The organism is Cryobacterium sp. Hz9, from assembly GCF_004402825.1.
GTDB lineage: Bacteria > Actinomycetota > Actinomycetes > Actinomycetales > Microbacteriaceae > Cryobacterium > Cryobacterium gelidum.
Genome location: NZ_SOFC01000008.1, coordinates 14,178 through 36,778, shown reverse-complemented (window position 1 = coordinate 36,778; position 22,601 = coordinate 14,178). Strand labels below are relative to the sequence as shown.

General features: G+C 64.9%; 22 protein-coding genes. 10 read left to right on the top strand and 12 right to left on the bottom strand.

Features of this window, described 5'->3' with window-relative positions:
- Positions 1–62: 62 nt before the first annotated feature.
- The gene (locus E3N85_RS02240) at positions 63–1,631 is read left to right on the top strand and encodes an MFS transporter (protein ID WP_134458969.1); all 1,569 of its coding nucleotides are present in this window, start codon (positions 63–65) and stop codon (positions 1,629–1,631) included.
- A gap of 188 nt (positions 1,632–1,819) precedes the next feature.
- Here E3N85_RS02240 and E3N85_RS02235 read toward each other — a convergent pair whose 3' ends face one another.
- Positions 1,820–2,080, bottom strand: coding sequence for a hypothetical protein (locus tag E3N85_RS02235; protein ID WP_134458967.1), 261 nt, complete (start codon positions 2,078–2,080; stop codon positions 1,820–1,822).
- Between the two features lie 501 nt (positions 2,081–2,581).
- Between E3N85_RS02235 and E3N85_RS02230 the strand changes: the two genes are divergently transcribed.
- The 3 genes from E3N85_RS02230 to E3N85_RS02220 all read left to right on the top strand — a co-directional run bounded on the left by E3N85_RS02230 (position 2,582) and on the right by E3N85_RS02220 (position 6,452).
- A complete protein-coding gene (locus E3N85_RS02230) occupies positions 2,582–3,007 on the top strand; it encodes a GNAT family N-acetyltransferase (RefSeq protein ID WP_134458965.1) in 426 nt (141 codons plus the stop codon).
- 181 nt (positions 3,008–3,188) lie between these two features.
- On the top strand, positions 3,189–4,694 hold the full coding sequence (locus E3N85_RS02225) for an SDR family oxidoreductase (protein ID WP_134458963.1): 1,506 nt from the start codon (positions 3,189–3,191) through the stop codon (positions 4,692–4,694).
- Between the two features lie 165 nt (positions 4,695–4,859).
- Positions 4,860–6,452 carry an AAA family ATPase gene (locus E3N85_RS02220; protein ID WP_134458961.1) on the top strand — a complete coding sequence of 531 codons (1,593 nt, stop codon included), beginning with the start codon at positions 4,860–4,862 and terminating at the stop codon, positions 6,450–6,452.
- A gap of 134 nt (positions 6,453–6,586) precedes the next feature.
- Here the strand turns inward: E3N85_RS02220 and E3N85_RS02215 are convergent, their stop codons facing one another.
- Entirely contained in the window at positions 6,587–7,600 is a 1,014-nt protein-coding gene (locus E3N85_RS02215; protein ID WP_134458959.1) for a DUF2332 domain-containing protein, read from the bottom strand.
- Between the two features lie 90 nt (positions 7,601–7,690).
- Between E3N85_RS02215 and pepN the strand changes: the two genes are divergently transcribed.
- The 4 genes from pepN (at position 7,691) to E3N85_RS02195 (ending at position 12,773) form a co-directional block, all read left to right on the top strand.
- Entirely contained in the window at positions 7,691–10,237 is a 2,547-nt protein-coding gene (gene pepN, locus E3N85_RS02210; RefSeq protein ID WP_134458957.1) for an aminopeptidase N, read from the top strand.
- Positions 10,238–10,462: 225 nt separating this feature from the next.
- Positions 10,463–11,578, top strand: a complete 1,116-nt coding sequence (locus tag E3N85_RS02205; protein WP_134458955.1) for a mechanosensitive ion channel family protein — start codon at positions 10,463–10,465, stop codon at positions 11,576–11,578.
- A 98-nt stretch (positions 11,579–11,676) separates the two neighbouring features.
- Positions 11,677–12,084: a globin gene (locus E3N85_RS02200; RefSeq protein ID WP_134459414.1), complete on the top strand. Its 408-nt coding sequence runs from the start codon at positions 11,677–11,679 to the stop codon at positions 12,082–12,084.
- A gap of 179 nt (positions 12,085–12,263) precedes the next feature.
- On the top strand, positions 12,264–12,773 hold the full coding sequence (locus E3N85_RS02195) for a DinB family protein (RefSeq protein ID WP_134458953.1): 510 nt from the start codon (positions 12,264–12,266) through the stop codon (positions 12,771–12,773).
- Positions 12,774–12,909: 136 nt separating this feature from the next.
- On the opposite strand, the gene E3N85_RS02190 is transcribed toward E3N85_RS02195, so the two are convergent.
- The 4 genes from E3N85_RS02190 to E3N85_RS02175 form a co-directional block, all read right to left on the bottom strand.
- Entirely contained in the window at positions 12,910–13,188 is a 279-nt protein-coding gene (locus tag E3N85_RS02190) for a hypothetical protein (protein WP_134458951.1), read from the bottom strand.
- A 280-nt stretch (positions 13,189–13,468) separates the two neighbouring features.
- Positions 13,469–14,116: an FMN-dependent NADH-azoreductase gene (locus E3N85_RS02185; RefSeq protein ID WP_134458949.1), complete on the bottom strand. Its 648-nt coding sequence runs from the start codon at positions 14,114–14,116 to the stop codon at positions 13,469–13,471.
- Positions 14,117–14,183: 67 nt separating this feature from the next.
- Positions 14,184–15,551 carry an NAD(P)/FAD-dependent oxidoreductase gene (locus tag E3N85_RS02180; RefSeq protein WP_134458947.1) on the bottom strand — a complete coding sequence of 456 codons (1,368 nt, stop codon included), beginning with the start codon at positions 15,549–15,551 and terminating at the stop codon, positions 14,184–14,186.
- A gap of 93 nt (positions 15,552–15,644) precedes the next feature.
- The gene (locus E3N85_RS02175) at positions 15,645–16,322 is read right to left on the bottom strand and encodes a hypothetical protein (RefSeq protein WP_134459412.1); all 678 of its coding nucleotides are present in this window, start codon (positions 16,320–16,322) and stop codon (positions 15,645–15,647) included.
- 68 nt (positions 16,323–16,390) lie between these two features.
- On the opposite strand from E3N85_RS02175, the gene E3N85_RS02170 reads away from it, so the two are divergent.
- Entirely contained in the window at positions 16,391–17,266 is an 876-nt protein-coding gene (locus E3N85_RS02170) for an acyl-CoA thioesterase II (RefSeq protein ID WP_241978262.1), read from the top strand.
- Positions 17,267–17,272: 6 nt separating this feature from the next.
- On the opposite strand, the gene E3N85_RS02165 is transcribed toward E3N85_RS02170, so the two are convergent.
- Both E3N85_RS02165 and E3N85_RS02160 read right to left on the bottom strand, forming a co-directional pair.
- The gene (locus E3N85_RS02165; protein ID WP_134458945.1) at positions 17,273–17,977 is read right to left on the bottom strand and encodes an anti-sigma factor; all 705 of its coding nucleotides are present in this window, start codon (positions 17,975–17,977) and stop codon (positions 17,273–17,275) included.
- Positions 17,974–18,483 (bottom strand): sigma-70 family RNA polymerase sigma factor, encoded by a 510-nt coding sequence (locus E3N85_RS02160; protein WP_134458943.1) that lies wholly within the window; start codon positions 18,481–18,483, stop codon positions 17,974–17,976. Before E3N85_RS02160 ends, E3N85_RS02165 begins: the two co-directional genes overlap by 4 nt.
- Before the next feature lie 142 nt (positions 18,484–18,625).
- On the opposite strand from E3N85_RS02160, the gene E3N85_RS02155 reads away from it, so the two are divergent.
- Positions 18,626–19,105 carry a Rieske (2Fe-2S) protein gene (locus E3N85_RS02155; RefSeq protein WP_134458941.1) on the top strand — a complete coding sequence of 160 codons (480 nt, stop codon included), beginning with the start codon at positions 18,626–18,628 and terminating at the stop codon, positions 19,103–19,105.
- Between the two features lie 21 nt (positions 19,106–19,126).
- On the opposite strand, the gene E3N85_RS02150 is transcribed toward E3N85_RS02155, so the two are convergent.
- From E3N85_RS02150 to E3N85_RS02135, 4 genes are all read right to left on the bottom strand, one after another.
- A complete protein-coding gene (locus tag E3N85_RS02150) occupies positions 19,127–19,597 on the bottom strand; it encodes a thioesterase family protein (RefSeq protein ID WP_134458939.1) in 471 nt (156 codons plus the stop codon).
- 19 nt (positions 19,598–19,616) lie between these two features.
- Entirely contained in the window at positions 19,617–21,299 is a 1,683-nt protein-coding gene (ettA, locus tag E3N85_RS02145; RefSeq protein WP_134458937.1) for an energy-dependent translational throttle protein EttA, read from the bottom strand.
- 5 nt (positions 21,300–21,304) lie between these two features.
- Positions 21,305–21,760, bottom strand: a complete 456-nt coding sequence (locus tag E3N85_RS02140) for a hypothetical protein (RefSeq protein ID WP_134458935.1) — start codon at positions 21,758–21,760, stop codon at positions 21,305–21,307.
- A gap of 134 nt (positions 21,761–21,894) precedes the next feature.
- The gene (locus tag E3N85_RS02135; protein ID WP_134458933.1) at positions 21,895–22,452 is read right to left on the bottom strand and encodes a single-stranded DNA-binding protein; all 558 of its coding nucleotides are present in this window, start codon (positions 22,450–22,452) and stop codon (positions 21,895–21,897) included.
- Positions 22,453–22,601 lie beyond the last annotated feature (149 nt).

The following is a 22,601-nucleotide window of genomic DNA, read 5'->3' as shown; positions in this document are numbered from 1 at the left end:
AAATCTGCACCAAGCAGTATAGCTACACGTCGCAAGCACAATATCTCCCCGGGAGAAATAACATGCCCATTGACCGAAGCACGTCCAACACGAATTCCGGCCGGACCAGCTCCGGTTTTGTCCGGCCCAAGAAGGGTCTCCGACGCCGCCGCATCGCAGTGTCCGACGTTAACGTCGTTGACAAACCAATTATGAAACGTGCCCTCGGCGGCACCATCGTGGGCAACACGATGGAATGGTATGACGTCGGTATCTTCGGTTACCTCATCACCACCATGGGGCCGGTTTTCCTGCCCGAGGCCGACGCTTCCGTTCAGACCCTGTTTCTGCTCGGCACCTTCGCCGCCACATTCTTTGCCCGCCCGCTCGGCGGCGTCTTCTTCGGCTGGCTCGGTGACCGAATCGGCCGCCAGAAGGTGCTCGCCACCACGCTGATTCTGATGGCCGCCTCGACGTTTGCCGTCGGCCTGCTCCCCGGTTACGCGCAGATCGGTGTCTGGGCAGCGGTTCTGCTGGTGTTCGTCAAGCTCGTACAGGGCTTCTCGACCGGTGGCGAGTACGCCGGTGCGACGACCTTCGTCAGTGAGCACGCGCCCGACAAGCAGCGCGGCTACTTCGCGAGCTTCCTCGACATGGGCAGCTACCTCGGGTTCGCCATCGGCGCTGCCCTCGTCTCCGTGCTGCAGCTCACGCTCGGTCAGGATGTGATGGAGGCCTGGGGCTGGCGCCTTCCGTTCCTCATCGCCGGACCGCTCGGCCTGATCGCGATCTACTTCCGCATGAAAATCGACGAGTCCCCGGCATTCCAAGCCACACTCGATGCGCAGGAAGAAGCCCAGAAGAACCCCGTCGGTGCCACGGCCGCCACCCCGAAGGGCCCGATTGCCATCTTCAAGGCGTACTGGCGCAACATTATTATCGCGATGGTGCTCGTCGCCGCTGCGAACACGGTCGGTTACGCCCTCACCTCGTATATGCCCACCTATCTCACCGAGAATAAGGGCTACGACGAACTGCACGGCACGGCACTGACCATTCCGATTCTCGTAATCATGGCGTTGTGTATCCCGCTCACCGGACGTTTGTCCGACCGGGTTGGCCGCCGGCCGGTGCTGTGGATCGGCGCGGTCAGCACAATTGTGCTGGCCTATCCGGCCTTTCTGCTCATCGGACTCGGGTCAGTCTGGTCGACCCTGCTCGGTCTCGCGATGATCGCTTTCCCGGTCACGTTCTATGTATCGACCATTGCCTCGGCGCTACCAGCACTGTTCCCCACAGCCAGCCGTTACGGTGCCATGGGAATTTCGTATAACTTTGCGGTCGCTATCTTCGGTGGCACCACACCGTTCATCATCGCGGCACTCATCGTGAGCACCGGCAACGACATGATGCCGGCGTTCTACCTGATCGGCACCTCGCTGGTCGGTGCGATCGCTATCTACTTCCTCAGGGAATCGGCGAATCGCCCGCTGCCGGGCTCAATGCCCAGTGTGAACACCGAGCACGAAGCGCACGAGCTGGTCAAGACGCAGGACGACAACCCTCTGCTCGACACCGACGAAATGCCCTTTGACCATACCTACGAGCCCCCGACCAACGCCATTCCCATGCAGGAGCCGGCGAGGCTCTAGGGGCCTCCCTGCACCCGCGAACGACAATCGGCACAGTCGGGCCTGACCCTTTCAGGTCCGGCTGATGCCGTGCATCGTCGTTACGCTGGAGTGGTCACGATCGTTCCCGCACCGCGTGCGTTCATGCCAGGCAGCGCCGCGCGGCTCGGCATCGTCGGCGCGACGATCCACGCACCTCGGGCAGTCAGTCAGGTGCCTGGCACGTTTCCGATCCAGCTGAGCGGAACTCCTCCGGTCGGCAAGGTTTTGCCATCGCCGTCGAAGGCTGGATTGGCTTTCCCAAACGCTGTTGCTGGTGCGTGGTCACGCACTGACTGCCTCCGCACTCGTATGCCCCCGACAACCGACACGATGCTCGCCAGGAGAAAAATGGCTCCGACGGCCAGGAGCGCAAGCGACCCACCAGACACCGCGGTTAGTGCCAGGAACATTCCGAAGGGAATCGTCAACCAGGCTCCGACGAATAATAGTGATCCGAGAACAACGAGGAGGTTCCCGCGTCGAAGGACCCGGATGCGGCGATCGTCCGCCAAAGCGAGCTCCCTGGCAACTGGTGAATGTTCCACGTCGTGTCCCCTTACGTTGATCGCAGAAGAATGAAATCTCCGGTTCAGCTGACCGATATCAAACCGGCGTGCCACGTCTAAGTCAACCTTGCATCGAGGTACGTATCGGTTCATCGAACGGCCAGCGTGACAGACCAACCGTCGAACGACGGCCTTCTCCCCTCGACCAGAGTCGAACCGCCCCACAATCCAGCGAAATCCGTTCCGTCTTTGAAGACGAGCCAGGCGGCCGAAACGACCCGACCCGAAACTTCTGCCACGAGAACAACGACATTGCCTGACGCGGCCACTATCCGGCTGTGAAGATCATGGGCGAGCCAACCGAAATGCTCGCCCTAGACCTCAGACTGCCGGCGCGCGTGATCCACCGTTTATCGTGGAGCTATGCCCACGAACGATGAGTACTCCGTTGACACCGACCTCGGCCGCATCGATCTGCGGCAGGTTCACCACTGGCTTTCGACGGATGCGTTCTGGGCACTCGGCCGGTCCGTGGAGACCGTTCAACGCGCAGCTGGCGGCTCGCTGAACTTTGGCGTCTACGATAGCGCTGGCGGTTTGTGCGGCTACGCCCGGGTTGTTACCGACCATGCCACGTTTGCGTGGTTGTGTGACGTGTACATCGACCGCCCGTCCCGAGGCCGAAGTCTCGGTCTCTTCCTCGCGCAAGCGGTCGTCGACACTCTCTCGCCCATGCACCTCAAGCGAGTGCTCCTCTCGACACTGGACGCGCACGGCCTCTACGAGCAGGTGGGATTCACGCCGTTTCCAGACCCGCAGAAGCTGATGATCTTGAGCGGCGCCCGCTAGCGCGCGCTCCGCGGCATTTCCGCGGGCCAGGCGTCGTACAGGCGTCGTACAGGCGTCGTACAGGCGTCGTACAGTCGTGGTGACCTCGAATACGGTGGGGCCGGCTCGTTCGTGTCTCGCGCACGAGCGCAGGTGTTCCCCTGAAACGGATGCTCCCAGTCGGTCCGCGTAGAATCCTCTAATGACCTCTGCGCCCACTATCGCCGCCCAGTCGGCAGCACCGGCCACCGAGCTCGCCGGAATCGACCCGCACGAGCTCGCCGTCACCCTCCGCGTACTAGCTTCCCTGGCCGACATCGACCCGGATAGCCCCGACTTCGTCACGGTGCGTCAGGCCACCGCGAAAATGTTCAAGTCGGTCAAGATGGTGCGACGCATCGAGAAGCGCGCGGTGATCGCCGACGCCGATCGCAGCGTCATCGCTGCCACCGCCACCGGCGCGCCCACCCGCATCGACGATGAGACGCGCGGCGCTCAGCTCTCCCTGGGTACCAGCGCAGCGACCGCCGGTGAGCTACTCGTTCCGCGCGCCTGCTATATCTGCAAGCAGAAGTACACCGTGGTCGACGCGTTCTACCACCAGCTCTGCCCGAACTGCGCCCTCTCCAGTCACGGCAAGCGTGACGCTCGTACCGACCTCACCGGCAAACGCGCACTGCTCACCGGCGGCCGTGCCAAAATCGGCATGTACATCGCCCTGCGGCTGCTTCGCGACGGTGCCCACACCACCGTCACCACGCGATTTCCGCGCGATGCCGTTCGCCGCTTCGCCGCGATGGACGACTCGAAGGATTGGCTGCACCGCCTGCGCATCGTCGGCATCGATTTGCGTGACCCGGCCCAGGTGATCGCGCTCGCCGATTCCGTCGCCGCCCAGGGCCCACTCGACATTCTGATCAACAACGCAGCGCAGACCGTGCGTCGTTCTCGCGGCTCCTACTCCCCCCTGGTCGAGGCCGAAGATTCTCCGCTGCCCGACGGTCCGTTGCCCGAGATCGTGTCGTTTGGGCACACGAACGATGCGCATCCGCTCGCTCTCGCCGCATCGGTCTCGACGCACCCGCTACTCGCGGCGGCGTCCGGTGCCGGCGCCCTGACAGCGGATGACCTCACTCGGCTGGCCCTTGCCGCCGGGTCGAGTTCACTCGAACGCCTCGCCGCCGGCACCGCCATCGACGCCGGCGGGCTTGTTCCCGACCTGCACGACGTGAACAGCTGGACCGCCAACGTCGAAGACGTAGATCCGCTGGAAATGCTCGAAGTGCAGCTGTGCAACACGACGGCACCATTTTTGCTCGTGAGCCGCCTGCGGGCTTCGCTGAGCGCATCCACTGCCCGACGCACCTACATTGTGAATGTGTCGGCGATGGAAGGCGTGTTTGGTCGCGGATACAAGGGCCCCGGCCACCCGCACACCAATATGGCCAAGGCCGCCCTGAATATGCTCACCCGCACGAGCGCGAAGGAGATGCTGGAAGACGGCATTCTCATGACCAGCGTCGATACCGGCTGGATCACTGACGAACGCCCACACCCCACCAAGGTGCGCCTGGCCGAGGAGGGCTTCCACGCACCGCTCGACCTGGTCGACGGTGCCGCCCGGGTCTACGACCCGATCGTGCGAGGCGAGGATGGCGAAGACCTCTACGGCGTCTTTCTGAAGGACTACAAGCCCGGCGCCTGGTAGCACAGGGCCGTCAGCTACTGGAATGCGCCTCAGGCGCCTGGGTCGAAATCGAGATGATTCGCACACCGACGCGGTCGCCGTCGCCGTCGCTGTCGCTGTCGCCGAGGCAATCATCGCCCAGGCCCGCTAGGTTCTACAGGGCTGCCACGAGAACAGGAGAACGACATGACCGAGGACACTTTCGACCGAGACGTTGTGCGCGCCTTCAAACACTTCATGGAACGGGTCGTATCTGCGGCGGATGACCGGGCCGGGTCGAGCCTGACACCACTCGGCGACCGCATCAGCGCCTTTCTCGGCGCCAACGCGTCGACACTGCCGGTCGTGTCGGAGACCCTGGCCGATCATCGCCTCGTCGACGCGGACATCGCCCTGAGCACATTGGCCGGCGCGGATCCGGCCGCGCTTCTCGGCGTATCGGGCGGGCAGCAGCGGTTTCACTCGACGCTGTCCGAGCTTGTGGCCAGCCCGTTCCAGGGCTTCGGGCCCGGACCGGTGGACTACTCGGCCCGGGCGACCGGACCGACGTCGACCCGGCAGGTGGTCTCGTTCGGCCTGAGGCTCATCCGCTTCGACGGCGAGCCGATTGCCGTGCTGCAACGCGCAGCGAACTCGCAATTCGGGCGCAACACGGCCGAGCTCGAAATCATGGCCGAGTCGCCGCGCACGGTCACCGGTTTTCTCGAGCACCTGCGCGCACTCATGATCGAGCACAGCGTGCTGCGCGGACAGGTGCTCTCGTTCGTGCAAACCGAATACGGAGCCGGAGCCGGAATCACCTTCCTGGAACGACCCGTCGTACCGACGGCCGCCATCGTGCTGCCGGAGGGCATCCTCGGCACCATCACCGACCACGTCATCGGAATCGGCGAGCAGCGCCAGGTCTTGCTCGCCGCCGGACAACATTTGAAGCGCGGTGTGCTGCTCTACGGTGCTCCCGGCACCGGTAAAACCCTCACCGTGCGCCACCTGCTCAGCGAAACACCGGACATCACCGCCGTGCTGCTCACCGGGAGCAGCATCGTGCACATCGCTGCGGCTGCCGAGATCGCACGCACCTTTGCGCCGTCCATCGTCGTTATGGAAGACATCGACCTGGTCGCGATGCAACGCAATGCCACTCCGCAGCCGCTGTTGTTCGAGGTGCTCGACGCTCTCGACGGACTCGACGGCGACGCCGATGTGGCCTTCGTCATGACCACCAACCGGGTCGAGGTGCTCGAGCGCGCCCTTGCCGAACGGCCAGGCCGGGTCGACCTCGCCGTCGAAGTACCCTTGCCCGCCCCTGCCGAACGCGAGCGACTGTTCCGACGCTATGCGGGAGGGCTGCCGTTCAGCCCGGCTGCCCTCAACGCCGCTGCCCGCCGTGCGGAAGGCGTGACGGGCTCCTTCGCGAAGGAGCTGATTCGCCGGGCCGTGCTTCGCGCTGCCCTCCGCGCCGACACCGTCGACGACAACGACCTGCAGGTCGCCCTCGACGATCTGTTGTCGGCGGGCGAATCCCTTACCCGACGGCTCCTCGGTACCCGCACTGGCGACACCGAACGTTGGCAGCCCGACGAGGAGTCGAGCGATGCGCCGAACGGCAGCTACGTTCCGATGCACGGTTCGGCGGCCGTGATGACGCGGCAATCCGCCTCCTTCGGCTGGGCAACCGGTAGCGCGGCGCCGTTGTCAGCGGAGCCGTCCTCGGAGCCACCCGCCGACGTTCCGGGTGATGATCCGGGAAAGACTGACGATGGTGACGAACACCGATAACCGGCGCCTGTCCGTTCAGGCCATCGCCGTAACGGACAACTCCCCGAACGAGTACGGTGTTTTTTGAGCAGTTGCGACTGTGACCACCGCCGGATTTCCAGCCACTTCTGCCGCTAGCGGCTCGTCCGCCTCCGTTACCCGAGCCAGTGTAACGAGCGACCGTGCGGCTGGGTCAAGGCGATCGGCTCGCCGTCCAGGGCAAGAATGAAAGCGGATGTCTCCGCCGGCGCCTCCCCCAGCCGCTCCAACACCCCGGGCACCACGCTCTGCCCCTCGTTGGACAGCCAGCGCACCGGCAACCGCATCATCTGCGCAGCGAACCGCAGGCGGTCGGTCTCGTTCAGGTACGCGAGCACGGCGGTGTGGAATACGACCACGGTCGCCCCGGCCGGTGCCCGGGCCACGAGTGCGGCGATCTCGTCGTTGAGATCCCCGCGCACGATCTCGACCGACTGCTCGCGCGCCACGGTCACGGCAGCCCGAAGTCGGGCCCGCCGGTCGTCGTGCTCCGGCCAGATCAGGGCCTCGAGCCAGGCCACGTCCGCGTCGCTTTGAACGTCGAGCGGGCCCAGATCGATGCCGGCCCGCCAGACGATCTCGGGCATTCGCTCGGGCAGCGGCGCCGGGCCGCTGACCGTGCAGTCCAGCACCACCGCGCTCGGACCGCCAGCCGGGTGCAGCATCCGCTCGCCGCCGCCGCTCTCAGCGTCATCGTCGGCGAACCGATAGCGGTAGCTGTACCGGTCGGGGTGCAGGCAGAGACCCGCGGATGCCCCCACCTCGATGATCGCTAGAGGCCCGGCGAGCGCCGCCAGAGCCGGAAGCAGCACGGCGCACCGACCGGGCTCGTTGGTCTGGGTCACATGGGTGAGGCAGGTCGCGGCGACGTCGGCCCAGTGCTCGCGCAGCCACGCCGCGAACGGCGCGTACTCCCCTGCCGCAGCGCCGTGCAGCCGCGCCGCGCCGAACAGCAGGTTCGGTTGCCGCTTGGTCGGCGGCAGCTGGTCGATCAACGTCACAAGCCGGGGATCGACCGCGACGCCAGCAGCCCACCGTTCGTAACAGGCGCTCATTCCGCGGGCTTCGACCTCGGCGAAGGCCCGGTAGCGCGCACTGGTGTCGACCAGCGGATCAGTGCTCTCTCTCATGCCGACATCGTAATCATGGTTAGGCTTGCGGGGTGCGATGGTACTACGAATGCCAAAGCCTCACGATCGTGAATCGAATTGGAGAACCTGTTGCCTGGAGAAAACCTCACCCGCATTGAAGCGTCGGAGCGCGCAGCGCTCGTCACCGTTGCGAGCTACAACGTTGTGCTCGACCTCACCACCGGTCCCACGACGTTTGGCAGCACGACCACGGTGAGCTTCACCGCCACCCCCGGCGCCTCGACCTTCATTGACGCCATCACGGCCACGGTGCACTCGGTGACCCTCAACGGTGTCGCGCTCGACCCGGCCGTCGTGAGCGACGGCATCCGTATTGCGCTCGATGATCTGAAGGGCGAGAACGAGCTCGTCGTCGTCGCCGACGCGCTGTACACCAACACCGGTGAGGGTCTGCATCGCTTTGTCGACCCGGTCGACAACGAGGTCTACCTGTACAGCCAGTTCGAGGTACCGGACTCCCGCCGCGTCTTCGCCGTGTTCGAGCAGCCCGACCTCAAGGCCGAATTCTCCTTCACCGTCACCGCGCCGAGCGTGTGGCAGGTCGTCTCCAACTCCACCACGCCCGAGCCTACCGATGCCGGCAACGGCACCAGCACGTGGGCATTCGAGCCAACGCACACCATCTCGAGCTACATCACCGCGCTCATCGCCGGTCCGTACGCCGTCGTGCGCAGCGAGCTCGTTTCCAGCGACGGGCGCACCATCCCGCTCGGCGTGTTCAGCCGCAAAAGCCTCAGCGAATACCTCGACGCCGACTACATCCTTGAGAAGACACGCCAGGGGTTCGCCTACTTCGAGGAGAAGTTTGGCTACGCCTACCCGTTCGACAAGTACGACCAGCTGTTCGTGCCGGAGTTCAACGCCGGCGCCATGGAGAACGCCGGTGCGGTCACCTTTACCGAAACCTATATTTTTCGCTCCAAAGTAACCGACGCCATCAAGGAACGCCGCGTCGTGACCATCCTGCACGAGCTTGCCCACATGTGGTTCGGCGACCTGGTCACCATGACCTGGTGGAACGACCTCTGGCTCAACGAGAGCTTCGCCGAGTGGGCCTCGACCATCGCCACCGCTGAGGCGACCGAGTGGCACGAGGCCTGGACCACCTTCGCCGTGATGGAGAAGAGTTGGGCCTACAAGCAGGACCAGCTGCCGTCGACCCACCCGGTAGTCGCCACCATCCGCGACCTCGACGATGTGCTCGTCAACTTCGACGGCATCACCTATGCCAAGGGCGGTTCGGTGCTCAAGCAGCTCGCCGCCTGGGTGGGTATCGAGGCGTTCTTCACCGGCGTCGGGTCCTATTTTCAGAAGCACCAGTGGGGCAACACCGAGTTGCGCGACCTGCTCGTGGAACTCGAGGCCGCGAGCGGCCGGGACCTCAGCGGATGGGCCCAGCTGTGGCTGGAAACCGCCGGCGTCAACACGCTGCGCCCCGAGATCGCGGTCGATGCTGCTGGCACGATCACCACCTTCACCGTGCTGCAGAGCGCCGCGGCGGACTACCCCACCATTCGACCGCACCGCCTGGCCATCGGCTTCTATACCTTCGACGACTCTCACAAGCTTGTGCGCACGCACCGGGTCGAGCTCGATGTGGACGGTGAGCGAACGGATGTTCCCGCCCTCGTCGGCCGCCAGCGTCCCGACTTGATCCTGCTCAACGACGATGACCTCAGTTATGCCAAGGTGCGCCTCGACCCGGCGTCGGAGGCCTGTGCCCTCGAGCACCTCGCGGCTATCGAGAGCCCGCTCGCCCGCGCCCTGGTCTGGGGTTCGGTCTGGGACGCCACGCGCGATGCAGAAACCTCGGCGCGCGACTTCGTGCGTCTGGTACTGAACAACGTGGCCACCGAGACAGAGTCGACGACGCTGCGCACCGTGCTCGGCCAGGTCGTGCTCACCGCCACCTACTACGTGGCCGAGCCGCACCGCGCCGCCGTCACGGCCGAGGTCGCCGACGCGTTGTGGACGCTCGCCCGGGGCGCGGCGGCCGGCAGCGACGCTCAGTTCCAGTTTGTGAAGTTCTTCGCTTCGGTCGCGGCCACCCCGGCGCAGCTCGACAACGTGGCCGCCCTGCGTTCGGGCAGCATCGTGCTGGCGGGCCTCACCGTCGACACCGACTTGGCCTGGGAGCTGCTCACCGCCCTCGTGGCCGGTGGCCGGGCCAGCGCCATCGAGGTCGACACGGCGCTCGCCGCCGACAACACTGCCACCGGCGCTCAGTCGGCTGCCCTCGCCCGGGCGGCACTCCCCACGGCCGAGGGCAAGCTCGCCGCCTGGTCGTCGCTCATCGACGTGGACACGGCCGCGACGACCATAGTGCGCACGACGGCCGCCGGATTCTTGCGCGTAAGCGACTCGAGCCTGCTCGCGCCGTTCGTGACGACCTACTTCGACATGCTGCAGTCGGTGTGGGCGGCCCGCAGCTTCTCGATCGGCGAGAAGCTCGTGATCGGCCTCTACCCGGCACCGCTGAACAACCAGTCTCTCGCCGACGCGACACGGGCCTGGCTCGATGCGAACCCCGAGCCGGCCGCCCTGCGCCGTCTCGTGGTCGAGAATCTGGCCGGGGTCGAGCGATCGCTTCAGGTACAGGCCCGCGACGCCGTGTAGTTCACTCGTACTCCACCACACCGTGAATCCCGCGGCCGGCCACAGGCTGGTCGCGGGATTTCTTGTCTCCGGCTCACGTTCACAGCAAACTCCACGCAAACCGAGAGGATGCCGCTCCTGCGGTGCTCACACCGGGGGTGCGCAGGCCGCGTGTCTGGGCCGGAGCACCGCCGCCGTAGCCTCCGCTCGGGTGCAGCCGAGGCCCCTCGGTAGACTGGTTTGGATATGAACTGGGAAACATTCTGGACCGACCTCGGTGCCTACTTTGCTGAAATTCCGTGGATCGGCTATTGGGAAAAGATCTTCGCTGTCGCGATGATCATCGTTGTCGCATTCGCGCTGCGCTGGGCCCTGCAATTCGTTATTCGCCGGGTGGTGCAACAAATCGTCTCCGGCGTCAAGAAGAATCAAAAGGTTGACGATACCCAGGCGCTGAACGTGTCGCCGCTGGCCGCGGTGCGCGTCGTGCAGCGCTCGCGCACGCTCGGCGCCGTGCTGGCGAACGTCGTGAACGTGTTCATTCTGATCACCGCCCTGCTGCTCATCGTCACCACCTTGAACAAGGACATTCTCGGTTCCTTCGCTCTGCTCACCGCGGCGCTCGGCGCCGGCCTCGGTTTCGGCGCCCAGAACATCGTCAAGGACATTCTCAACGGCCTGTTCATGGTCGTGGAAGACCAGATTGGCGTGGGCGACATCGTCGACGTGGGCTTCGCATCCGGTGTCGTTGAAACGGTCGGAATTCGGATCACGCAGGTACGCGACATCGACGGCACACTCTGGTTCGTGCGCAACGGCGAGATTCTGCGGGTCGGCAACATGTCGCAGGGCTGGGCCCGGGTCATCATCGACCTCGCCATTCCATACAGCTCCGACGTCGAGGCTGTACAAGACGAACTTCTGCGCGTGGCCAGTGCCCTCGCCTCGAGCCGTAAGTGGCGCGCGTTCGTTCTCGAAAAGCCCGAGATCTGGGGCCTGGAGTCGATTAGCGCCGAAGCCCTCGTCACCCGGCTCGTGGTCAAGACTCGGGTCTCGGCCAAGTGGGACTTTGCCCGTGATCTGCGCCTGCACATGAAAAAGGCCCTCGACGGTATGGGCGTGCCGCTCACCCCACTCAACAGCGTGGTCATGACCACAGGCGACGGCACCATCGACGGTTCGGGCATTGAACCGGCCGAGGGCGACGCGGCCGAAGATGCCGCCGCCGCCGTGCCCGACGTCGACGGCGTACGCGCCGGCCCGGTCGCGGTGCGAAAGCCCCGCGGGCCGCGCAAGGCTACGAGCGTTCCGGCCCCGTTGCATGCGCCAGACCCTGAAACCCGCGGCGACGGCATTGACTGACCGTTGCGCCGAGACAAACTGCCCACAGAAGAAAGCCGCACCCCGTGACCACTGAACGACACCCCACCGACCAGTCTCCTTCCCCCGCCGGAGTACACCTGCGCGCGGGCGAGCACGGTGCTGCCGCGGTACCGACGTTCTTCGACGAGGTCGGCGGAACCCCGTTCTTTGAAAAGCTCGTGCATGACTTCTACGTCGGCGTGGCCACCGACCCGGTGTTGAAGCCGATGTACCCTGAAGATGACCTCGGCCCCGCCGAACACCGTCTGGTCATGTTTCTCGAGCAGTTCTGGGGCGGCCCCGGGACCTACAGCGAGCAGCGCGGTCACCCCCGGTTGCGCCAGCGGCACGTTCCGTTCAAGGTGAATCCAGATGCCCGCGACCGGTGGCTTGGCCACATGCGCGTTGCCGTGGACGCGGCCAACCTGCCGCCGCTGCAGCAGGGCATCCTGTGGGATTATCTGGAACGCGCCGCCTTCGCGATGGTGAACAGCTTCGAAGAATAGGCGCAACGCGTTTCGGACTGCGCCTATCGGTACTCCGAGCCGGAGGTTTTGGCGCGCATCGCGACGCGCAGTCTGGCGGCCCGAGTTGCTGATCACAATTGGAAGGCGTGGAATATGATTCCCACAGGGAACATCACGCTGGCCATGGTGTCGTGATTGCGGAGTGGGAGGCTGAGAGCTTGGACCGTACCGACCCTCAGCTCGCCGCGAACGAACGCAGCACCCTGCTGGAATTTCTCGACTTTCACCGTGCGACGCCGCTGATCAAGACCGACGGACTCAACGCTGCACAGCTGAGTCAGCCGATCGCCACGTCGACGCTGACGCTTTCCGGCCTGCTGAAACACCTGGCACTCGTGGAAGATGATTGGATTCAATCGCGTTTCCTCGGCCTTCCGGAGCAGGAACCGTGGGCCAGTGCGCCGTGGGACGACGACCGGGACTGGGAGTTCCACAGCGCACAGCACGACGACCCGACGGAGCTGCGAAACCTGTACCGAGCCGCGTGCGAGCGCAGTCGGCGGGCAGTCGCCGGCATTGATCTGGACACCCTCTCAGTAGGTGTGAACCGCGACGGGCAGCGCTGGAACTTGCGCTGGATCCTCCTCCATCTGATCGAGGAGGCGGCCAGGCACAACGGCCATGCCGACCTGCTCCGAGAGGCCATCGATGGTGCCGTCGGCGAATAGCGGCAGACCATACGCTTTTCGGCATGACAGGGTCAGGCTGTTCTACAAAGCATCCTCGAATCGACGCCCAGCCTCGAGGATGAGCTGCATCATCCGTTGATTCCCCTGGTGCCCGCCATCGTGGATAACATGAAGATCAGCATCGGGCCACGATGCGAGCGAACTGCAGCCGGAAGTCGGGCTCGTGGAATCGGGCACTCGGTGACCATCCCGGCTCCCAGGAGACCAAGGCATCTTCCCAGTCGCACCACCCCTGCGCGGCCGAACGCTGAACCTCAACGTCACCAGATTCGTTGAGCAGGCGGTTGTAGGCCGCCACGAGATCGCCGTCCCGATCGGAGTCGGGAACACCCGACCGGAACCGTGCCCACTGCGCGGGCAGATAACGACCGGTCTCGTGGTAGAGCCAGTGCACGTCGCTCGACCAACTCCCAGAAGCAGCCGCAGTTGCTCAATGTCGGAGATGAGGTGATGCGTCGTGTTGGTGTCGAGGCTCACCGTCGGGTCGCTCGCCAGCGGCGTGCTGCGGCCGCAGTTCCGTTGATCCATTTGGATGATGAGGTACCGATCGGGGTCCCAGTTTCGGCGTCCTCCCGGCGTTGGTGGAAACCTGTCCACGGTGCCAGCCATCCCGCCAGCATAGCGAATGCCCTTTCGAGCTCGACGAGCGGACTATTCGAAGATTCAGGAACCGGTCAGCCCAGGCGGCGGGCAGCCTGAACAGCGGTCTCGTGCGCCGCGGCCAACTCTTGGTGTTGCGCGGCGACCTCGTCGGTGGGGGCACCAAATCGTTCACTGAGAGTGCGGGTGGCCACAATAGTTTCGACCGTCATTCCCAGCGCATTGCCCAGAATCAGGGTGAGCGCGGGCAGCGCATGGTCGTCAAACTCGGTTGGTGAACCCGCGTCGTAGATCCCTCCGCGGGTAGACACGAGCACGGCCGGGCGACCGGCCAGGGGCTGCTGGCTGGCGGGATCGTCGACCGGGGCTGTCACCGTCGGCAGGTGAATGTAGTCGACCCAGGCCTTCAAGGTCGACGGCATCGAATAGTTGTACAAGGGAACGCCGATCAACAGCACGTCGGCCGCCACCAGTTCCGCGATCAAAACGCGCTGAAGTTCCTCCTGCCGAGGGCTGGGGCTCGTACCTTTCGGTCGCAACCTGGGCGGAAAGTGCAGCGCGGCATCCGTGAGGTGGGGCAGCGGTTCCCGGTGCAGGTCTCGGTGGACGACGGTGTGGTCATCGCCGAGACTGCGCCAGGCAGTGGCAAACGTCTCGGTGATCGCTCGCGAACGCGATGTGGTCAGGTCTGCGGACGAATCGAGTTGCAAGAGTCTGGGCATGCCCAAAGCCTAAGGGCGAGCCGCCCGTTGCTACCACCCGGGTGCGCCGCTTCGCCGACCAGAAGCCTTATCCGACGGCCGACTCGCGCTCGGCGATGATGGCCGCAGCCGCGTCCTGCCCCACCCGGATGGCGCCGTCCACGTGCTGATAACCCTTGCCGGCCATGTCGCTGCACGAGAAGGAAATCGGGCCGACGGCGCTACGCAGTTCGGCGCCGTAGCGCACCAGGCCGCCCATATCGAAGCTCGCTGCGTAGGCGCCGCGGGTCCATTCTTCCGAGCCCCAGTCGCTTTCGTAATAGACGACCGGGTTCAGCGCCTGCGCACCGTAGTAGTGCGACAAAGACTCGAGGATGCGCGCCTTGCGCTCATCCGCGGTGAGCGCGAAGACGGCATCCGCTTCTTCATCGGAGACGAAACCCACGAGGGTGCCACGCGGGTCCTCATAGTTGGTGTTGTCGTAAGCCTCGTGCACAAGTTCGTAGGGGCTGAACGCGGTGCCGGAGAGGTCGTCGGCACGCCAGAACGGCGTTTCGTAGACGGCGTGCACCTTGATCACGAAGCCCATGGACAGGTGCTGGTGCAGCTGCTGCTGGCGACGCGGGAGGGGAGGGTCGAAGCTGATCCGACTGATCAAAGGCGGCGGAACGGCCACGATGGCGTGCCGGGCGGTTACGGTCATACCGTCAGCGACGACCGTAACGCCGGTATCGCTCCAGCTCAGGCTGCGCGCTGGCTGCCCGAGGAACACATCGGCGCCGAGCTTCTGGGCCAGCACCAGGGGCACCCGCTGCAATCCGCCGACAACGCGCTCGTCAAGAATGAAATCGGAGTCGACGAGGTTGCTGAACGACCCGGCGCTGGCCGCCATGAGCAGCGCCTGCAAGGCCGAGAAGGCGTGGGCTGGCTTGGTGAGCATGGCCCCGGCAATGAACATGCCTATGTTGTCGCGGGCTTCCTGGTCGTCGGTCTGCGTCTCGAGCCAGCGGCTAAACGAGACCGCGTCGAGTTCCTTGGCGAGCGGATGCTCCCACGGGCTATCCGGGTCGATCTCGGCCACGAGGGCGTCGAGCTGGTCGATCAGGCCGACGATCTGTGCCTCGGTCCCCGCCGGCACCGGAAAGATCTCGCCGTCGAACCGGCTGACCTCGCCGGCACCGTTGATGTAGACGTTCCGACCGGAGCGGTAGCGCGGATAGGTGGTCAGGCCCAGTTCGGTCAACATGTCTTTGAGGGCATGCTGGTCGGGTGAAACCCACTGGCCGCCGATCTCGAGCATGGCGCCCTCGATCTCGTTGGTCCACAGGCGCCCACCGACGCGGTCACGAGCTTCGAGCACGGCCACGGTGAGACCGGCCTTCTGCAGTGCGGTGGCGGCGGTGAGACCCGAGGCCCCGGCACCGATAACAACGACATCGCGCTCAATCGAAATCATGGTTGCTCCTGGCTGATGGGTGAATTCGAACGCGGAAAAGAGAGTGTACTCGATCGAGAGGTATTCATTAATGCCCTCGGGGCCGGAAGCCGGCTAGACCTTGAGGGTCCACGGCTTGCGCCGCACCAGAACGTGGCCGCGACTTGTGCTGAGGCGGGTCCACAGACCGGATTCGTAGAGCTGCACCGGTTCGTCGTCGGAGAGAAACCCGAGGCTGAACGCTGCGAAACCGGCGCCGGTCGGCACGAATTCGATCCCCTCGATCTGACGGCCCCAGACCTCGGAGCGCACGCGTTCCACGATCAGCTCTCCGGTGCCCTCCGGCACGGCGGTGGCGACCTCGTCGATCCCCTCCCGAGCGGCCGCTTCGAGGTGTGCTGCCGACATTTGGCCGTGCGGTTCCCAGCCGCCCTTGGGCGGGGAGATCCCCGCCCAGGTCACGGTGTTCACCTCGAGGGGAACGGTCACCGTGACCGGCAGCGTCAGGTCGCTAGCAGTGGATTCGAGACGCTTGAGGCGTTCCAGCAGCGACCGCACCGGCACCACCTTGTCGAGGTCGACCGGCTCTTTCAGTGCGAAGGTTCGCAAACCAAGCACGGTCGGGCTCGCATCGAGCAGACCACGCGGATAGAAGATGGCGGTGTACACCGCGAGAACGCCCTCGGACGCCATCAGGCGCACGGAACCGTCGAGAACGCGGCCGGAACGAGAAAGAAATACGATCAGGTCGCTGAGGGACTGGGAATCGGTAAGAGTGAATGACTGGCTCATCATCTTCTAAACTACCAAGAGACGAAACACCCGCATGCCGCGGACGCGAACTTGCCCGAGGAGAGAACATGCACAAGCCGATGGAAGGCCTTCTGGCCGTTCTCGATCTGACCGACACCGGTGCCCGCACCAACGAGGACATCTTCACCGGTCCATCACAGTGGATGCCCCTCGGCCGCGTCTTCGGCGGGCAAGTGCTGGCGCAGTCACTCGTCGCCGCCATGCGCACCGTGCCCGACGAACGCCACGTGCACTCGATGCACGGCTATTTTCTGCGTCCCGGCGACGTCAAAGCGCCGATCACCTTTTCGGTGGAGCGTATTCACGATGGCCGCTCGTTCTCCACTCGTCGCACGCAGTGCTACCAGGGCGGCGTGCCGATCCTGTCGATGATCGCCTCGTTCCAAGACGCCGATGAGGGCCTGGAACACCACCTGGAGATGCCGAAAGATATCCCCGACCCGGAAAGCCTGCCGACGGCATCCGATGCGCTTGCGCACATCGACCACTCGGTGGCCCGATACTGGGCGAGCGAGCGCCCCTTCGACATGCGGCATGTTCCCTCACCGATCTACCTCAAGGTCAATGGTGAACATACCTCCCGGCAGGCGGTCTGGATGAAGACGTTCTCCCCGCTGCCCGACGACCCCGACCTGCACCGCGCGGCCCTGGCCTATGCCAGCGACTACTCGATCATGGAGCCGATCATGCGCCGGCACGGTGTCGCCTGGTCGTCGCCCGGCCTCAAGGTGGCGAGCCTGGACCACGCCATGTGGTGGCATCGATTTGGTCGGGTCGACGAATGGCTGCTCTACGTGCAGGATTCACCCAGTGCGCAGGGCGGCCGCGGCCTCGCCACCGGCAGCATCTTCAGTCGGGACGGCGTGCTCCTGGCCACCGTTGCGCAGGAAGGCATGCTGCGCGTCCCCATCATTTTGGAATAGCTCGCACTACCAGCTCGGCGTGGATTCCAGCAGCACGCGCTCGTCGGGCATCCACCGAATGTCCACACTCGCGATGTCGTCTTCGGCCACGCTTGTGGTGCCGGCCGCGCTGATCGTGGTGCCGGGACCGGCAATCCAACTGGCGACGAGGCTCTCAGTGCCGGCCCGGTCGGTCACGAACAGGGCGTAGGGCTGCGCACCGAAATCGCTACCGCTCTCTGCGTAACTACAGGTGGCGTCGATCCGGGTGCCCCAGTCTTCGCCGGTCAGGCGAAACGTAGCGGTGAGCGGGCTGGGAACCACCGCGGTCATGGCCACGGCCGGTTCGCTGGCATTGACGCGCGGCTGCTCAAGCCAGCCCGGCAGCACCAGGGCAGCGGATGCCGCGATCGCGGCCGCCGCGACCACGGCCCCGGCGATGATCCAGCGTGTTCGCCGACTGCGCGCCTGGGCCGCCCGCAACAGCCGGGGCAACAGATCGGCGGGGGGCGACACCTCCGCTGTCCTATCGACCGAATGGCCAAGTTGCCGGGCTTGTTCCAGTGGAACCTGGGCGAGCAGCCCCGGAAGGCCGACGAGGTGGGCGACCGCCAGGCTGCAGGCAACGCAGTCGTTGAGGTGCCGTTCATAGTCACGGCGCTCGCCCGGCGACAGTGCGCCGAGCACGTAGGCACCGTCCCAGTCGGTGTAGAGGTCTGCTGGAGTGGTCATCGCTCCGTCACTCCTCGCTCCTGCAGGGCGAGCCGCAGGGCTCGCAGGCCGTAGTGCAGCCGGGATTTCACGGTCCCTTCGGGGATGACCAGGTCCCGCGCGGTCTCGGCCACGGACTGGCCTCGATAATACGCACAGACAATGACCGCCCGATGGTCGGGTGAGAGGTCATGGAGGGCATCCGCGACCAGCCAGGCATCGAGCAACGCGTCGGTCTGGTCGTCGGTGGGCACCTCGGGAAGCTGGTCGGTCAATATCTCGTGCCGGGCCCTGGCCGAGCGCCGGTCATCGATCACCAGGTTGCGGGCCACCGTGAACAGCCAGGCGCGGGCCGACACCTCGGTCTGATCGAGCAAGCGGGGGCGCCGCCAAGCACGCAGCAGAGTCTCTTGCACGACGTCGTCGGCGAGGGCAGGGTCGTGGGTCAACCGCACGACATAGCGCCACAACAGCGGTGCGTGCTCGTCGTGGAGGGCCTGCAAGAGTTCGGCGCGTTCATCGGCCATGACCTACCTTCCCTACTTAACACGGATATCCAGAGAACGTGGTTCAATTGCATCCCTGACTCAGTGAACGGAATCGGATACCGCTTCGTTGATAAGTACAGCAACGCAAACCTACCCGCGAACACGTCTTTCGAGGAGAATCATGACACCGGAACTCGACCTGTCCCGTCGCAACATGATCCTGGCCGGAGGGAGCACTGCTGCAGCGGTGGCCCTGGCTGCCTGCAGCAGCACCCCGGCCACCAGCAGCCCGGGCGCGGGCGCAGGGCCCGCCGGCCCTGCCACGACCGATCCGAGTGGCTCGGCCTCTGGTTCCGGCGCGTCGGCACCGGCAACCGAGGTCGCAAAACTCGCCGATATTCCAGTCGGTGGCGGCATTGCGGCCACACTGAATGGTCAACCGATTCTGCTGGCCCAACCCACGGCCGGCACGGTCGTCGGTTTCAGCGCCAAGTGCACCCACAAAGGATGCAAGGTGGAGCCGGCGGCAACCGAATTCGATTGCCCGTGTCACCAATCGCGGTTTGACCTCGCCACCGGGAAAGTACTGGGCGGCCCGGCCCCGCGGGCGCTCGACAAGGTGACCGTCACGGTCGATGGCGGCGCGGTGATGGCTGGTTGACGACCAGCCATCCGGTGCGGCTCAGCGCCGCTCAAACTCGATCGGTGCGTCGAGGTATGGTGTCCACGCTGCACGTTCGGTGTCGTTGATGCGGCGCGGTCGCTCGCTTGCCGCGTCGACGAGCACGATGGTGGTGTTCGCCCGGGCGTACAACAGCTCGGGCGTGACACCGTCCGGGCTGTAGACCTCGTAGCAGACGTCCAGGCTGGCCCCGCCGAGTTTGCCGAGCCACAGTCGCACGTCGAGCGGCTGGCGCAGGTAGGGTACCGGCGCGAGATATTCGATTTCCTGCCGCGCGATGAGCGTCAGGGTTGCCGCCCCAGGGCGACCGTCGAGCACCGCCGTACTCGCGCCGATCGCCCCGTCGTCTTCGGTCACCCAGAATGCCAAAATGCGCGCCTCTTCGAGCAGGCGCAGCATCTCGGCATTGTTGACGTGACCGTAGGCGTCGAGGTCGGACCAGCGCAGGCGAATTGGTACGTGCAGCTTCACGAGTTGTCCGTGCTTCGTCTCAGTCGCGGGTGAGCTTGCGGTAGGCAGAGCGGTGCGGCTTGGCCGCGTCGGGTCCGAGACGCTCGATCTTGTTCTGCTCGTACGACTCGAAGTTACCCTCGAACCAGTACCAGTTGGCCGGATTGTCGTCGGTACCCTCGTAGGAGAGAATGTGCGTGGCCACCCGGTCGAGGAACCACCGGTCGTGAGTGATCACCACGGCGCAACCCGGAAACTCGAGCAGCGCGTTCTCGAGCGAACCGAGGGTTTCGACGTCGAGGTCGTTAGTGGGCTCATCGAGGAGCAGCAGGTTACCGCCCTGCTTCAGGGTGAGGGCCAGGTTCAGCCGGTTGCGCTCACCACCGGAGAGCACACCGGCCTTTTTCTGCTGGTCTGGGCCCTTGAAACCGAAGGTCGACACGTAGGCGCGCGACGGAATCTCGGTCTTGCCGACCTGGATGTAGTCCTGGCCATCGGAGACGACCTCCCACAGCGTCTTGTTCGGATCGATGCCTCCGCGATCCTGGTCGACGTAGGAAATGTCGACCGTTTCGCCAATCTTCAGATCGCCGCCGTCGAGGGGCTCCTGGCCGACGATGGTCTTGAACAGCGTGGTCTTTCCCACGCCGTTCGGGCCGATGATGCCCACGATGCCGTTGCGCGGCAGGGTGAAGCTGAGGTTGTCGATGAGTACGCGCCCGTCGAAGCCCTTCTCAAGCTTGGTCGCGTCGATCACCTGGGCGCCGAGTCGCGGGCCGACCGGAATCACGATTTCTTCGAAGTCGAGCTTGCGCGTGCTTTCGGCTGCGGTGACCATCTCCTCATAGCGAGCCAGTCGCGCCTTCGACTTCACCTGGCGACCCTTGGCGTTGGAACGTACCCACTCCAGTTCGTCGGCGAGACGACGCGACAGCTTCGCGTCTTTCTTGCCCTGCACGAGCAGACGCTCTTGCTTCTTCTCAAGGTAGGTGGAGTAGTTGCCCTCGTACGGGTACAGGTGCCCGCGGTCGATCTCGGCGATCCACTCGGCCACGTGGTCGAGGAAGTACCGGTCGTGGGTCACGGCGAGCACAGCGCCCGGATACTTGGCGAGATGCTGCTCGAGCCACAGCACACTCTCGGCGTCGAGGTGGTTGGTGGGCTCGTCGAGCAACAGCAGGTCGGGCTTCTGCAGCAGCAGTTTGGTCAGCGCAACGCGGCGCTTCTCACCACCGGACAGGTTGGAGACTTCGGAGTCTCCCGGCGGGGTACGCAGGGCGTCCATGGCCTGTTCGAGCTGGGAGTCGAGATCCCAGGCATCCGCTGCATCGATGGCTTCCTGCAGCACGCCCATTTCTGCGAGCAGCGTGTCGAAATCTGCGTCGGGTTCGCCGAGGGCGAGGCTGATCTCGTTGAAGCGGTCGACCTTGGCCTTGATCGGCCCGACGCCCTCCTGCACATTCTCCAGCACGGTCTTACTCTCGTCGAGCTGCGGCTCCTGCATGAGGATGCCAACGGTGTAGCCCGGGGAGAGTCTCGCCTCGCCATTACTGGGTGTGTCCAGGCCCGCCATGATCTTCAGAATGGTGGACTTTCCGGCACCGTTCGGGCCGACCACACCGATCTTCGCACCGGGAAAAAAGGACATGGTGACGTCGTCAAGAATCAGCTTTTCGCCGATCGCCTTGCGAGCGCGGACCATTGAGTAAATAAATTCGGCCATAGTGTTTACCAGTCTATTTGCCGGGTGGACCCGACAAGACACAAACCGGTCGACAAAATTGGCGCAACCATGCTGCGGAAGCCGTCGCTGGCCGGCCCAATCTGACCGATCAGGCATTCGCCAGCGAAACGCACCGAGAACTGCACCGCGTCGGCGACGAGGCCGGCCTGCGTGCGATCGAAGGTCACCTCCATGGCGGTGCGGTCAAACCCGCCGACCACGAGCGCGTCGATGTAGGCGCGTCCGTCGGCGGCGGAGTTGGCCTTGGTGACGGCCGTTGCCAGAGAGTTGAAGTAAGCAAGATTCTCGCTCGCGCTTCCATCGGGCGACAGTGCCGGATCGGGATCCGGCGTGGCCGACAGCTTTTCTGAGGGTGAGGCTGCAGCCGAGGTCGCGGTCACCGGGGCGGCCGGCTCGGCCAGGCCGACGGCGCAACCGGTCAGGGCACCGCCGAGGAGCATGACCGCACCCACGGCCGCCGCGGTCAACCGCCTGAAGCGCCCGCGCCTTCGAACCGCATGTGCACTCGCATCCTGCTGTCGTAGTTCTGCCGCGCTCACGACCCGCCTCCCCCGGTCCACGTTCGTGGACGATGCTACGAGTCTAAACTCGCATACGCATCCCGATCAGCATCGGTCTCGACTGGAACGAAGCCGTCTCCTGAACGATCAGGATGCACGCTCTCCGCCGCGTACGCGATGGTCGATTCGACCGATTCGACCGATTCGACCGATTCGACCGATTCGATCCAGTCAACCGGCTCCGGCTCGGGCCTCTCTGTGTCAGCTCGGGCCGGCGCGACACTCCGCACCGGCGTGGTGGTGTACCAGGACAAATCGTGGCCGACGGAGACTGCGACAATCTCTACGTCGATTCCGGAGCGTTCCGCGTTGGTCCAGTTGCGAATGAGCAATCGACCGGTCACGATGACGTGCTCGCCCTTGTGGAGCGATTGAGCCGCATTAAGGGCCAGTTGACGAAACGTCGTGATGGAGTACCAGCTGGTGTCGTCGTCAACCCAGTTGTTCTTGGCCCGGTCGAAACGACGCTGGCGGGAGGCCAGTCGAAAGGATGTGATCGGGGCGCCATTGTTGGCGACGGTCCGGCGGGGGACGGTGCCGATGATTCCGGTTACCGTGATCTGGTCGCTCATAGTTTCTCCCGGCACGGTTATCGCGTTCGCAAGCGTCGAGCAGGCAGTCGACGCGCACGACCCGGGAACGACAACTCGTGCCAGTCTTCGTCGATCCCGGGTCGCACACTGCGAGTGTGACGCCCGGAACGACGCCCAGATTTGAGCCG

Coding starts and splice junctions, on each gene's coding strand:
- E3N85_RS02180 (WP_134458947.1), bottom strand. CDS start 15,551: ATGATTTCGATTGAGCGCGATGTCGTTGTTATCGGTGCCGGGGCCTCG.
- E3N85_RS02185 (WP_134458949.1), bottom strand. CDS start 14,116: ATGCCCAGACTCTTGCAACTCGATTCGTCCGCAGACCTGACCACATCG.
- E3N85_RS02155 (WP_134458941.1), top strand. CDS start 18,626: ATGACACCGGAACTCGACCTGTCCCGTCGCAACATGATCCTGGCCGGA.
- ettA (WP_134458937.1), bottom strand. CDS start 21,299: ATGGCCGAATTTATTTACTCAATGGTCCGCGCTCGCAAGGCGATCGGC.
- E3N85_RS02220 (WP_134458961.1), top strand. CDS start 4,860: ATGACCGAGGACACTTTCGACCGAGACGTTGTGCGCGCCTTCAAACAC.
- E3N85_RS02225 (WP_134458963.1), top strand. CDS start 3,189: ATGACCTCTGCGCCCACTATCGCCGCCCAGTCGGCAGCACCGGCCACC.
- E3N85_RS02240 (WP_134458969.1), top strand. CDS start 63: ATGCCCATTGACCGAAGCACGTCCAACACGAATTCCGGCCGGACCAGC.
- E3N85_RS02170 (WP_241978262.1), top strand. CDS start 16,391: ATGCACAAGCCGATGGAAGGCCTTCTGGCCGTTCTCGATCTGACCGAC.
- E3N85_RS02165 (WP_134458945.1), bottom strand. CDS start 17,977: ATGACCACTCCAGCAGACCTCTACACCGACTGGGACGGTGCCTACGTG.
- E3N85_RS02205 (WP_134458955.1), top strand. CDS start 10,463: ATGAACTGGGAAACATTCTGGACCGACCTCGGTGCCTACTTTGCTGAA.
- E3N85_RS02140 (WP_134458935.1), bottom strand. CDS start 21,760: ATGCTCCTCGGCGGTGCCCTGACCGGTTGCGCCGTCGGCCTGGCCGAG.
- E3N85_RS02160 (WP_134458943.1), bottom strand. CDS start 18,483: ATGGCCGATGAACGCGCCGAACTCTTGCAGGCCCTCCACGACGAGCAC.
- E3N85_RS02135 (WP_134458933.1), bottom strand. CDS start 22,452: ATGAGCGACCAGATCACGGTAACCGGAATCATCGGCACCGTCCCCCGC.
- E3N85_RS02175 (WP_134459412.1), bottom strand. CDS start 16,322: ATGAGCCAGTCATTCACTCTTACCGATTCCCAGTCCCTCAGCGACCTG.
- E3N85_RS02230 (WP_134458965.1), top strand. CDS start 2,582: ATGCCCACGAACGATGAGTACTCCGTTGACACCGACCTCGGCCGCATC.
- E3N85_RS02215 (WP_134458959.1), bottom strand. CDS start 7,600: ATGAGAGAGAGCACTGATCCGCTGGTCGACACCAGTGCGCGCTACCGG.